Source organism: Duganella sp. GW821-FHT07F09 (assembly GCF_059418705.1).
This window is the reverse complement of record NZ_JBWKQJ010000005.1, coordinates 242,231-254,760: the sequence shown is the minus strand read 5'-3', so window position 1 is coordinate 254,760 and position 12,530 is coordinate 242,231. Positions and strand designations below refer to the sequence as shown.

At 59.2% G+C, this 12,530-nt stretch carries 12 protein-coding genes and 1 tRNA gene; 5 read left to right on the top strand and 8 right to left on the bottom strand.

What is annotated here, in order from left to right; genetic code table 11:
* Positions 1-262: 262 nt before the first annotated feature.
* The 6 genes from clpX to AC07P1_RS15480 all read right to left on the bottom strand — a co-directional run bounded on the left by clpX (position 263) and on the right by AC07P1_RS15480 (position 8,291).
* Positions 263-1,531 (bottom strand): ATP-dependent Clp protease ATP-binding subunit ClpX, encoded by a 1,269-nt coding sequence (clpX, locus tag AC07P1_RS15505; RefSeq protein WP_315219060.1) that lies wholly within the window; start codon positions 1,529-1,531, stop codon positions 263-265.
* A 172-nt stretch (positions 1,532-1,703) separates the two neighbouring features.
* Positions 1,704-2,330, bottom strand: coding sequence for an ATP-dependent Clp endopeptidase proteolytic subunit ClpP (gene clpP / locus AC07P1_RS15500; RefSeq protein WP_315219061.1), 627 nt, complete (start codon positions 2,328-2,330; stop codon positions 1,704-1,706).
* Positions 2,331-2,427: 97 nt separating this feature from the next.
* Positions 2,428-3,768 (bottom strand): trigger factor, encoded by a 1,341-nt coding sequence (tig, locus tag AC07P1_RS15495; RefSeq protein ID WP_494696659.1) that lies wholly within the window; start codon positions 3,766-3,768, stop codon positions 2,428-2,430.
* A gap of 32 nt (positions 3,769-3,800) precedes the next feature.
* Positions 3,801-3,887 (bottom strand) — tRNA-Leu (locus AC07P1_RS15490).
* A 193-nt stretch (positions 3,888-4,080) separates the two neighbouring features.
* Positions 4,081-7,164, bottom strand: coding sequence for an efflux RND transporter permease subunit (locus AC07P1_RS15485; protein ID WP_494696658.1), 3,084 nt, complete (start codon positions 7,162-7,164; stop codon positions 4,081-4,083).
* Positions 7,161-8,291, bottom strand: coding sequence for an efflux RND transporter periplasmic adaptor subunit (locus tag AC07P1_RS15480; RefSeq protein ID WP_494696657.1), 1,131 nt, complete (start codon positions 8,289-8,291; stop codon positions 7,161-7,163). Before AC07P1_RS15480 ends, AC07P1_RS15485 begins: the two co-directional genes overlap by 4 nt.
* A 156-nt stretch (positions 8,292-8,447) precedes the next feature.
* Between AC07P1_RS15480 and hpnC the strand changes: the two genes are divergently transcribed.
* From hpnC to AC07P1_RS15455, 5 genes are all read left to right on the top strand, one after another.
* On the top strand, positions 8,448-9,290 hold the full coding sequence (hpnC, locus tag AC07P1_RS15475) for a squalene synthase HpnC (RefSeq protein WP_494696656.1): 843 nt from the start codon (positions 8,448-8,450) through the stop codon (positions 9,288-9,290).
* A gap of 84 nt (positions 9,291-9,374) precedes the next feature.
* On the top strand, positions 9,375-9,866 hold the full coding sequence (locus tag AC07P1_RS15470) for a DUF1579 domain-containing protein (RefSeq protein WP_494696655.1): 492 nt from the start codon (positions 9,375-9,377) through the stop codon (positions 9,864-9,866).
* Positions 9,867-9,902: 36 nt separating this feature from the next.
* Positions 9,903-10,229: a DUF2200 domain-containing protein gene (locus tag AC07P1_RS15465; RefSeq protein WP_494696654.1), complete on the top strand. Its 327-nt coding sequence runs from the start codon at positions 9,903-9,905 to the stop codon at positions 10,227-10,229.
* Positions 10,230-10,327: 98 nt separating this feature from the next.
* Complete coding sequence (locus AC07P1_RS15460; protein WP_494696653.1) at positions 10,328-10,660, top strand: low molecular weight protein tyrosine phosphatase family protein; 333 nt, start codon at positions 10,328-10,330, stop codon at positions 10,658-10,660.
* On the top strand, positions 10,647-11,384 hold the full coding sequence (locus AC07P1_RS15455; protein WP_494696652.1) for a hypothetical protein: 738 nt from the start codon (positions 10,647-10,649) through the stop codon (positions 11,382-11,384). The genes AC07P1_RS15460 and AC07P1_RS15455 overlap by 14 nt, the downstream gene beginning before the upstream one ends.
* Here the strand turns inward: AC07P1_RS15455 and AC07P1_RS15450 are convergent.
* Positions 11,379-11,957: a TetR/AcrR family transcriptional regulator gene (locus AC07P1_RS15450; RefSeq protein WP_494696651.1), complete on the bottom strand. Its 579-nt coding sequence runs from the start codon at positions 11,955-11,957 to the stop codon at positions 11,379-11,381. The genes AC07P1_RS15455 and AC07P1_RS15450 overlap by 6 nt on opposite strands.
* Positions 11,954-12,490: a dihydrofolate reductase family protein gene (locus AC07P1_RS15445; RefSeq protein WP_494696650.1), complete on the bottom strand. Its 537-nt coding sequence runs from the start codon at positions 12,488-12,490 to the stop codon at positions 11,954-11,956. Before AC07P1_RS15445 ends, AC07P1_RS15450 begins: the two co-directional genes overlap by 4 nt.
* Positions 12,491-12,530 lie beyond the last annotated feature (40 nt).

Below are 12,530 nucleotides of genomic sequence, written 5' to 3'. Positions count from 1 at the left end.
GTGAAAGCGTGATTATGATGTGGGCGCTGACATGCCGAATCACAAGACCGACTACAAGAAATAATTCCCTTAAAAAAGAGTCTTTTCAAAGAAGCCAGCCATTCTAAAAGAACCATCCAATAAAAAAGCCACGCGCGACAGCGGCTGTCACGTGTGGCTTTTCGAATGAAGCCTGCTCTTTTATTGATTTAAATTGTACCGCCTTGCCTCACGGATGCGAAATGAATTTTGCGTCGGCGTGGGGCAAGTGTGCACAAGTTATTTAATTCTCACCAGAGGCTTTGGCCTGGTCCTGGTATATCAATAAAGGTTTGGCGCCGCTGGTGATCGTATTTTCATCGATAACCACTTTGGTGACATTGGTTTCATTGGGCAACTCGTACATCGTGTCCAGCAAAGCGTGCTCCAGGATCGAACGCAGGCCGCGCGCGCCGGTCTTGCGGGCCAGCGCTTTCTTGGCGATGGCGTGCAGCGCGGCCGGACGGATCTCCAGCTCGGCGCCTTCCATGTCCAGCAGCTTCGAGTACTGTTTGACCAGCGCGTTCTTCGGCTCGATCAGGATCTGGATCAGCGCCTCTTCCGTCAGCTCGGACAGGGTGGCGACGACCGGCAGACGGCCGACCAGCTCGGGGATCAGGCCGAACTTGATCAGATCTTCCGGTTCCGCTTCCATCAGCACTTCGCTGGCGTTGCGCTCCTTCTTGCTCTTGACGCTGGCCGAGAAGCCGATGCCCGACTTTTCCGACCGGTTGGCGATGACCTTGGCCAGGCCGTCGAACGCGCCGCCGCAGATGAACATGATGTTGGTGGTGTCGATCTGCACGAAGTCCTGGTTAGGATGCTTGCGCCCGCCTTGTGGCGGCACCGACGCCATCGTGCCCTCGATCAGTTTCAACAGCGCCTGCTGCACGCCCTCGCCCGACACGTCGCGCGTGATGGACGGGTTGTCGGACTTGCGCGAGATCTTGTCGATCTCATCGATATAGACGATGCCGCGTTGAGCTTTCTCAACATCGTAGTTGCAGCTCTGCAACAGTTTCTGGATGATATTCTCAACATCCTCGCCCACATAGCCCGCTTCGGTCAAGGTGGTGGCGTCGGCGATGACGAACGGCACGTTCAACATGCGCGCCAGGGTCTGCGCCAGCAGGGTCTTGCCCGAGCCGGTAGGACCGACCAGCAAGATGTTGCTCTTGGCCAGTTCGATGTCGTCTTTCTTGCCCAGGTGCTTCAGACGCTTGTAGTGGTTGTACACGGCGACCGACAGGATGCGCTTGGCGGTTTGCTGGCCGATGACGTACTGGTCCAGCAAGTCCTTGATTTCATGCGGGGTTGGCAGGTCCGACTTGGCGCCGGCGACGGATTCGATGGCCGATGTCTCGTCGCGGATGATGTCGTTGCACAGGTCGATGCACTCGTCGCAGATGAAGACCGACGGGCCGGCGATGAGTTTTTTTACCTCGTGCTGGCTCTTGCCGCAAAACGAGCAGTACAGTAATTTTTCGCCGCTGGAGGATTTTTTGTCTGACATGGGGCAGTTTTCTTTGAGTTACAGAATGGCTTTGCTGTTGCAGCGTGCGTGGCGTTCCGGAAAAGTCCGCCTACCACTACATGCTACCCGAAATAAAAACGAAACGCCCGAACGATTGATCGCCCGGGCGCGTTTTACAGCAATACTGCGCAGCAACGCTGCGATGAAAGCATCAAGCCCGGTTGGACAACATTTTGTCGATCAATCCGTACTCTACAGCCTCTTCCGCCGACATGAAACGGTCACGATCGGTGTCTTTGGCGATCTGCTCGACGGTTTGGCCGGTGCGTTCGGCCATGATGGCGTTCAGACGATGACGCAGATACAAGATTTCCTTGGCCTGGATCTCGATGTCGGACGCCATGCCTTGCGAACCGCCCGAAGGCTGGTGAATCATGATGCGCGAGTTCGGCAGCGAGAAGCGCTTGCCCTTGGCGCCGGCGGCCAGCAGGAAGGCGCCCATCGAGGCGGCCATGCCGGTGCACAACGTCGATACGTCGGGCTTGATGAACTGCATCGTGTCGAAGATCGCCAGACCGGCCGAGACCGAACCGCCGGGGGAATTGATGTACAGCGAGATATCCTTGTCCGGATTTTCGCTTTCCAGGAACAACAGCTGGGCGACCACCAGGTTCGCCATCTGGTCGTTGACGGGACCGACCATGAAGATGATGCGTTCCTTGAGCAGGCGCGAGTAGATATCGTACGAACGCTCGCCGCGACCGCTTTGTTCGACCACCATCGGCACCAGGCCGAGCATTTCAGTGTCCAGCGCCGGATTACGGTTAAAACCAGTCATTCTATTTCCTTGTGAAGCAGCTAGGCCGGAGTGAAGATATTACTACAAATCGTTACAGCAAACTTGTCAGCTAAATTATCACTTCGGCCGTGCTGAATTACGCTTGAGCGTTGCTTCCCATCAGTTCGTCAAAGGCCACGACCTTGGACGACGTCTTCGACAGGCCCAGGACGTAGTTGACGACGTTTTCTTCCAATACAAGAGCTTCCACCTCGGCCAGGCGGCGACGGTCGCTGTAGTAGTACTTCAGCACTTCGCGCGGGTCTTCGTAGCTCTGGGCGAAGTCTTCGACTTGCGCCTTGACCTGCTCAGGCTGGGCTTGCAGCTTGTTCTCGCCGACCAGTTGCGACAGGATCAGGCCCAGGCGTACGCGACGCTCGGCTTTTTCCGCGAACAGTTCTTGCGGGAATGGCACGTCCTTGACGTTCATGCCGCGCTGTTCCATGTCCTGGCGGGTCATTTCGGCCAGGCGCTCGCTGTCTTGCGCGATCAGCGACTGCGGCACGTCCAGGGTGGCGGTTTTCACCAGCGCTTCCATGACGGCTTCCTTGTTGCGGGCTTTGACACGGCCGGCGACTTCGCGCTCCAGGTTGACTTTGATGTCTTCGCGCATTTTGGCGACGTCGCCATCGGCCACGCCCAGCGATTTGGCGAATTCGGCATCGACTTCCGGCAGGTGCGCCCATTCCAGCTTTTTCAGCGTGATGGTGAACGACGCGGTTTTGCCGGCGACGTCTTTACCATGGTAGTCCTCCGGGAAAGCCAGCGGGAAGGTCTTGGCTTCGCCAACCTTCAGGCCGACGGTCGCGGCTTCGAATTCCGGCAGCATGCGGCCTTCGCCCAGCACGAACGGGTAATCTTCAGCTTTGCCGCCTGGGAACTCAACGCCGTCGATCGAGCCGACGAAGTCGACGGTCACGCGGTCGCCGTTGGCGGCAACCGGCTCGCCGCCGTCGCCGTGTTCGCCGGCTTCGCCCTTGGTGTGGAAGTGCACGCGCTGTTTGCGCAGGATTTCAATGGTCTTGTCGATCTCGGCTTCCGAGACGTCGGCCTTGACGGTTTCGATTTCCACCGTGGTCAGGTCGCCGACGACGACTTCCGGGTAGACTTCGAACGTCGCGTCGAAGGTCAGCACGCCTTCTGGCGAGTCTTCCTTCGGCTGGATGTTCGGGTAGCCAGCCACGCGCAGCTGGGCTTCGTTTGCGGCGTCGTTGAAAGCGCGGCCAACTTTGTCGTTCAACACTTCGGTCTCGATCTGATAACCGTACTGTGCTGCGACCATTTTCAGAGGAACTTTACCCGGACGGAAGCCTGGTGCCTTAGCCGTTTTGGCTTGCACTTTCAGGCGCTTCTCAACTTCGCTGCGGACTTCGGTCAGCGGGAAGGAGATCGTGATACGACGTTCGAGTTTGCCCAAGGTTTCGACTGCAGTTGCCATGTAAAAATCGTCCAAAAAAATAGTGATACAGTTGGTGCGAGGAGGGGGACTCGAACCCCCACACCATTGCTGGCGTCAGGACCTAAACCTGGTGCGTCTACCAATTTCGCCATCCTCGCGGCATGTTTGCACAAAAGCAAAGGGCGACTCGTAAGTGAAAACGGTCGCCCCGGCCCCACTATTCTCCGTGGGAGCTTTCAACTTCAACGCGGTATTCTAACGGGTTTTTTAGCGAAATGTGGTGATTTTTAAACTAACCCCAGCATTCCGCCGTTTTTCGCTTATTTTTACGCGAATTCGCCTCGCAACTGCTTATTTAACTGGCTTTTTCACCCTGAACCACGCCGCGTATAGCGCCGGCAGGAACAATAAGGTCAGCGCGGTCGCCACGACCAGGCCACCCATGATCGCCACCGCCATCGGCCCCCAGAACACGGAGCGCGACAACGGGATCATCGCCAGCGCCGCCGCCGCCGCCGTCAGGATGATCGGACGGCAACGCCGCACCGCCGATTCGACGATCGCCGTCCACGGATCGTGGCCGGCCTTGATGTCCTGTTCGATCTGGTCGACCAGGATCACCGAGTTGCGGATGATCATGCCGAACAGCGCGATGATGCCCAGGTTGGCGACAAAGCCCAGCGGACGGCCCAGCAACAGCAGCGCCATCGCCGCGCCCGCCACGCCCAGCGGACCAGTCAGGAACACCAGCAGCGCCCGCGAGAAGCTATGCAACTGCAACATCAGCAAGGTGAAGATGATGAAGATCGCCAGCGGCAGGTTGGCCGCGATCGACGCCTCGGCCGAGCCGCTGTCGGCCGCCGCGCCCTTGACGGTGATCTTGTAGCCGGCCGGTAGCGCGTCGCGCAGCGCCTTCAGCTTGGGCTCGATCTGGCCCGAGACGGTCGGCCCCTGGATGTGGTCGCCCACATCGGCCTGCACGGTGATCGCCCACTCGCGCCCTTCCCGCCACACCACGCCCGGCTCCCACACGAAGTGGGCGCGCGCCAGCTGGCTGATCGTCACGAACTTGCCGCTCGCGGTAGGGATATTCGTGTCGTTCAGGATCGAGATCGTGTTGCGCTCGTCGATAGGCTGGCGAATCTGGATGTCGACCAGCTTGATGTCCTCGCGGAACTGGCCGACGGTGGTGCCGGACAGAATCGTGTTGGCCGCGCGCATGACAGTCTGGGAAGTGACGCCAACGGCGCGCATCTTGTCCTGATCCAGGTCCAAACGCAGCACCTTGATCGATTCGTTCCAGTTGTCGTTGACGCCCAGCGTGTTCGGGTTGTCACGCATGATGTCCTTGACCTGGTCGGCGATGGCGCGCACTTTCGCCACTTCCGTGCCCGTCACGCGGAACTGCACCGGATACGGCACCGGCGGACCGTTCGGCAGCAACTTGACCCGGCCACGTACCTCGGGGAAATCGACCTTGAACACATCGACGATCTTCTGGCGCAACTCGGCGCGCGCCTTCAAATCCTTCGGCAACACGACGATTTGCGAGACGTTGGTCTGCGGGAAAATCTGGTCCAGCGGCAGATAGAAACGCGGGCTGCCGGTGCCGACATAGCTGGTCACGCTGACCACGCCGGGCTGCTTGCGGATGAACGCCTCGAACTTCTTGACTTGGGCCTCGTTGGCGGCGAAGGTCGTGCCCTCCTGCGTCCACATCTCGACCATCAGTTCGGGACGGCTGGAATCCGGGAAGAATTGTTTCTCGATGAAGTTGAAACCGTACACGCCCAGCGCGAACACCGCCAGCGACAGCACGATGGTCGTTTTGCGAAATTCCACGCACCAGTTGACCACCGCCCGGAAGCGGCGGAAGCCTGGCGTGTCGAACAGGTCGTGCTCGCTGGCGCCGTCGGCGTGCGGCTTAACCTTCAGCAAGACATAGCCCAGGTAAGGGGTGAACGTCACGGCCACCACCCACGAAATAATCAGCGCCAGCGCGTTGACCGAGAACAGCGAAAACGTGTACTCGCCGGCGGCCGATTTGGCCAGGCCGATCGGCAGGAAGCCGGCGACGGTGATCAGGGTGCCGGTCAGCATCGGGATCGCGGTCGACGTGTAGGCGTAGGTGGCCGCGTCGAAGCGCGACATGCCCTCCTCCATCTTGCGCACCATCATTTCGACGGCGATGATGGCGTCGTCCACCAGCAGGCCCAGCGCGATGATCAGCGCGCCCAGCGAGATCTTGTGCAAGTCGATGTCGAGCATGCGCATGAACAGGAAGGTCACGGCCAGCACCAGCGGAATGCTCAACGCCACCACCAGGCCCGGACGGATGTCCAGGCGGAACGGCTTGGTGTGCAGGCCGAGCGCGACGAAACTGACGGCCAGCACGATCAGCACCGCCTCGATCAGCGTATGGACGAACTCGCCCACGGACGCCTTGACCGCCTCGGGCTGGTCGGAAACGCGCTCGAGCTCGATACCGACGGGCAGCTTGGCCTTCATCTCGGCCACGGTTTTCTCCATGTGCTTGCCGAGTTCGATGATATTGCCGCCCTTCTCCATCGACACGCCCAGGCCGATCACTTCCTTGCCGTTGAAGCGCATCTTGTCGCCCGGCGGGTCCTGGTACTGGCGCTTGATGGTGGCGAAGTCGCCCAGGCGGAACGTGGTGCCGTTGGCGCGCAACTCCAGCTCTTCGAGGTCCTTGACGGTCTTCAGCGCGCCGGTGACGCGCACCTGCAGGTTGTCGGTCGGCGTGACCAGCACGCCGGTCGACTCGATGCTGTTCTGCGTGGCGATCTGGTTGGCGATGGTCTCGATCGGAATGCCCAGTTGGGAAAACTTCTTGTGCGAGAACTCGATGTTGATCTTCTCGTCCTGCACGCCGAACAACTCGACCTTGGACACCATCTTCACGCCCAGCAACTGCTGGCGCACGAAATCGGCATAATCCTTCATCTCGGCATAGGTGAAACCGTCGCCCGACAGCGCGAAGATCGACCCGTAGGTATCGCCGAACTCGTCGTTGAAGAACGGCCCCTGCACACCCGGCGGCAAGGTAGCGCGCATGTCGCCGATTTTCTTGCGCACCTGATACCAGGACTGCGCGACCTCTTTCGGCGGCGTCGATTCGAGCAACTTGAGGATGATCAGGGTCTCGCCCGGCTTCGAATAGCTGCTGATTTCATCGATGCCTGGTGTTTCCTGCAACTTCTTTTCCAGCTTGTCGGTGACTTGCTCGGCCACCTGCAGCGCGGTCGCGCCCGGCCAGTTGGCGCGCACCACCATCGCCCGGAAGGTGAACGGCGGGTCCTCGTCCTGGCCCAGGTTGCTATAACTGAGGGCACCGCCGATGAGCAGCACCGCGATCAGGTAGCGGGTCAGCGGAATATGTTCGAGCGCCCAGCGTGAGAGGTTGAAGCCCTTCATTTGGCGACCCCGGCCGCAGGCGCCGGTGCCGCCACCGGCACATCGTTACCGAGGATCTTGACTTTCTGGCCCGGCTTGAGCAGATGCACGCCCGCCGTGACGACGGTCTGGCCGGGCTTGACGCCGCTGCCGATGATCAAATCGTTACCGGCCGCGCCGATGACGGTGACCGGCACCAGCTTGGCGACGCCGCCCTCCACCACCCAGACCGAGGTCACCGATTTCTCGTTGAACAGGGCCGTCAGCGGCACCTTGATCTGTGGCGTGTCCGTCTTCGAGGCGAACCGCACCACCGCCGTCATGCCCAGCTTGGCTTCGGCCAGGCTGTCCGGAATCGTCACCTTGGCGGTGTAGGTGCGGGTGGCCGGATCGGCCACCGGCGAAATCTCGCGGATCTTGCCGGCCACCGATTTGGTCGGATCGGCCCACAACCGCACATGCACGTCCGAAATCTTGCGCAAAATGTCGACCTTATCCTCCGGCAAGCCGATGACGATCTCCTTTTCGCCGGACTTGGCCACGCGCACCACCTCGATGCCGGGCTGCACCACCTGTCCCGCCTCGGCCGACACCGCCGTCACCACGCCGTCGACATCGGACACCAGCGCCGCGTAGCCGGCCTGGTTCGATTGTCCGCGATAGGCCGCCTGGGAAGCCTCGACATTGGACTGCGCCGACTTGAAGGTGGACTCCTTCTCGTCGAGCACGGCCTGGCTGACGAAATTCTTGGCGCGCAACTCCTGGTAGCGTTTCAACTCGGCCTTGGCCAGGTCGCGGCTGGTTTCAGCCGAACGCAGCGCGGCCAGCGACTGCGCCTGCGATAATTTCAAATCCTGCGGATCGAGCTGCATCAGCACCTGGCCCTTTTTGACCAGGGCGCCCACATCGACCTTGCGGCTGACGATCTTGCCGGCCACGCGAAAGCCCAGGCGCGATTCGACGCGGGCGCGCACCTCGCCGGAGAACTCGGCGTTGACGTCGACGTCGCTGCTGCTCAGTACGATGGCCCGCACCGGACGGATATCTTCGGTTTTCTCGGCGGGCTTGGAGCAGGCGGCCAGGGTGGCGGCCATCAGCAACGCAATTAACAATGGGGAAATCTGACGCGGGATTTTGGGGGCGACCACAGTACTTTCCTTTTCCTTGCTCTGGAGGGTAGTTGGCACTACTATTACGGGTTGGAAATAAATGACTTTCCGTTAATTAATTATAAGCCGAGCAAATCCGTTTGCAAATGACTTTTGCGTCATTAATCTAAAAATATTGCTTTAGGCTGGGTGTGTATGTCAGTTGATCACTACGAGAATTTTCCTGTTGCTTCCATTTTGTTACCAAGTCGTCTACGTCCAGCGGTCGAAGCCATTTACGCCTTCGCCCGCAGCGCCGATGACATCGCCGACGAGGGCGACGCCACGCCGGAGGAACGGCTGGCCGCGCTGAGCGCCTACGAAGCCGCGCTCGACCGCATCGCCGCCGGGGATAGCGGCCACGCGCCGATGTTCGAGCGGCTGGCGCAGGTGGTGCGCGAGTACGGACTGCCGCTCAAGCCGATGTACGAGCTGCTGTCGGCCTTCAAGCAGGATGTGGTGGTCAGCCGCTACCAGACGTATGACGCGGTGCTGGACTATTGCTCGCGGTCGGCCAATCCGGTCGGCCACCTGATGCTGCACCTGTACGGTGCGGCCGACGAACAGAACCTGCGCGACTCGGACGCGATTTGCAGCGCGCTACAGCTGATCAACTTCCTGCAGGACGTGGCGATCGACCTGCAAAAGGAGCGCATCTATATTCCGCTGGAGGATCTGAACCGCTACGCCATCCTGCCCGGCGCGCTGGATCAGGCCAGCGCCCGGCCCCGCTGGCGCTCGATGATGAAGTTCGAGGTCGAGCGCGCGCGCGCCCTGATGCTGAGCGGCGCGCCGCTGGCGCTGCGGCTGAAGGGCCGGATCGGCTTCGAGCTGCGGATGATGGTGCAAGGCGGCCTGCGCATCCTCGACGCCATTGAGGAGGCGGAATACGATGTCTTCCTGCATCGTCCAAAGTTGACCAAGCGGGAATGGCTGAGCGTGTTCTGGGCGTCGGTGCGCATGAAACGGCAGTTGAAGCGGGTGCTGAGCGCGGCGTAAACGCCGCAGGCCGCCCGAGCTTGCCAGAAGGATAACAGTGCTTCTATACTGTGTTTTGACCTCAAGTTGAGAAAGCCAACACAGATGCCCCTGCCACCAGACCACGCCGCACCCGCCGACTTCGATTTCATCATCGGCGATTGGCGCGTCGAACACCATCGCCTCAATGCACGCATGTGCGGTTGCACCGAGTGGACGGATTTCGAAGGGCTATCCTCGACGAGCAAGATACTTGGCGGCTTCGGCAATCTCGAAGACAACATCCTGCACTTCCCCGAGGGCTCGGTACGCGCGGTGGCGATGCGTTCGTATTGCCGCAAATCCGGTGAGTGGGCGATCTGGTGGCTGGACGGCCGCAATCCCACACAACTCGATACGCCCGTCGTGGGCAAGTTCGACAACCACATCGGCTTATTCTTTGCCGACGATATGCTGGACGGGAAAGCGATCAAGGTCCGGTTTACCTGGACCGCGACGCCGGGCGAAAATCCGCGCTGGGAACAAGCATTTTCGAACGACGCCGGGCACACCTGGGAAACCAACTGGAAGATGGAGTTCTTCAGGATAGGCTCGTAGAGGAGAACAGCCATGTCCACACATCGAATTTTCACAATGCCGTTCTCGAAGGTTTACCCGATGTACGTCCAAAAAGCGGAGCGTAAAAACCGGACCAAGGAAGAAGTCGACCAGATTATTTGCTGGCTGACGGGTTATGAAAAGCCGGGACTGGATCGGCAGCTGGAACAGGAAAGCGATTTCCAGACATTCTTTGCCAACGCCCCGGCGCTGCACCCGAACGTCTCGCTCATCAAAGGAGTGGTCTGCGGCGTCCGGGTGGAGGACGTCGAGGACCCGCTGATGCAAAAGATCCGCTATCTGGACAAGCTGGTCGACGAGCTGGCAAAAGGAAAGCCGATGACAAAAATACTGCGGGAATAAGCAAACCCGCTGCGGGGGTCAAGTCTGTCATTCGGACATGAGCTCGACTATCGCTGGACATGATCCTGATTCGCGGCACGTAGAACAAGAACGGAAAAATGAAAAAAGCACTATTTATATGCAGCCAGAATCGATTGCGCAGCCCTACCGCTGAACAAATATTCGCTGGCTGGCCGGATGTAGAAACAGACTCAGCTGGCTTAGGTGGCGATGCCACTGTCCCGCTCTCGCCGGAGCAGATCGCTTGGTCAAACATCATTTTTGTCATGGAGAAGGCGCATCGAAACCGTCTCTCCGCCAAATTTGGCAAATATTTGAATGGCAAGCGCGTCATCTGTCTGGACATTCCCGACGACTACGAATACATGCAGCCTGAGCTCATCAAGTTGTTGGAGGCCAAAGCCGGAAAATTCTTGCGTGCTTCTTCGTAGCAGGGGCGGCCGGCAGCAGGCTCCGCACGGCAAATCTGCCTCTCAAATTCGAGAACAATATGAAAAAATTTTTGATAACCTTGTTCAGCAGCACCTTGGGTTCCATCTTCGGCAGCTATTTGTACACCTTGATTCAGGGACCGGCCGCCGGGTACAGATGGGGTGCGACAATACTGTTAGGCTTGGTCTTCGGGACGATCTCATATTTTTTCAGCAGAAGAAATCAAACGAGTCGTCAACAAATATCGCCCGACGCGACGAAATGACGAGGCTGGCGGCAATCTACGATGCCATTCTGTGGCTGAGGTCGGAAAAAACGGGCAAGAAATTCCCTGTCATTCAATTCTCTGCCGACACGGACATGGCAACGAATGGTTGGGTATCGCTGACAAGCGGCGTCAATCACGATCTGGTTGTGACGACCCTGACCGACGATGAATTCAACAAGACGTTAGAGGATTCAAGCGGGCACCTTCTGCTGGAAGCGCGCATAAACAAAATCCTGAACAGGACCGACCTGCTCGCCTCTTGGGTTGCGGCGGTCGTGGAGCCTAGCTATGACATCGACATCGCCACATTACCTTTTCAGGAATTTCGCAAAATAGCCAAGCAGCCACAGTTGCTCTACCGGGATATTTACAGCCCTGACGGATTGGCGGCCATTGAGACGGAAGTCTCCCGTCGAGATTTTGAACGGAACGGCGGGAAGCTTCTGTTTTTATAACAACGGCTGATTGCTGGAGGACGCCAGCCCCGCCAACAAGCAATCCAGCGCCTGCCCGTACTGGGCGCGCAGCAAAGCGCCGCGCTCCTGATCCGCTTGAGCCGAACTGAGCGCCAACCCGCTCCCGTGCGCATGGTCGATCAGGATATCGCGCCAGAGAAGGTGCTCCCCGGTGATCGTTGCAAGCAACGAGTTCAGGCGATCGGTGATCACTCGGCTTACTCCGGCAAACGCCTGGGGTTCGGCAAAGATCTCCAAGGTTAGCTGGGGATGCCCGCCGACGGCCTCGTGGTAACGCGTGAGCAGGATCCGAATTTCACTCCACCCGTCTATCGAGTCCGGCATTGCGCTCAGCACTTCGCCATAAACACGGTCCGACAATGCCACCAAGAGTCCGGCACGGTCGGGGACGTGGTGGTAAAGGCTCATCGGCGTGGTGCCAAGCCGCGCGGCAAGGGCGCGCATGCTCAACCCTTTGCCACCGCCCTGCTCCAGCAATGGCATGGCCGCGTCAAGAATATCGTCCCGCGTCAGTCCCGTTCCCTGCTTCGGGCGGCCTCGTGCACGGGTCACCGCGATATCCGATACGTCGTTTGCACCAGGCTCGAGGGAAATGCGCGGCTGGAAACCAGCGTCAGATCGACATCTTGCGGCAGCGCCCCGAACAAAGGCTTGCCAGCGCCGATCAGTACAGGGACGGTGGTCACCACCATGTCCTCGATCAACCCCTCCCGCAGGAAGGACTGCACCACCTGTCCGCCGTCCACATAGACCCGGCGCACGTTCTGTTCCGCCATTTCCCTCATCGTCTCAACCGGCGAGAGGCCTGAGAATCGCACCTTTCCTTGCAGCGAGCTCGGCACTGGGCGCCCCGCCAGTTGCTTGGATAACACGAGCACCGGCCGATCATAGTGCCATTTATCGAAAGATAACGCCTTCTCATAGCTGCCGCGCCCCATCACGATCATCTCCTTGTCCGCAATGAAATCGAGATAGCCATGATCTTCCGCCGGGTCATCCCGTTGCAGCAGCCAATCGATGTCGCCATCGGAGCGCGCGATGTAGCCATCCAGGCTGGTGGCGATAAAAACGTGTCCAGTAGTCATGGTATCCTCCTTAAATATACGCTGTACATTTTAAAAGAAA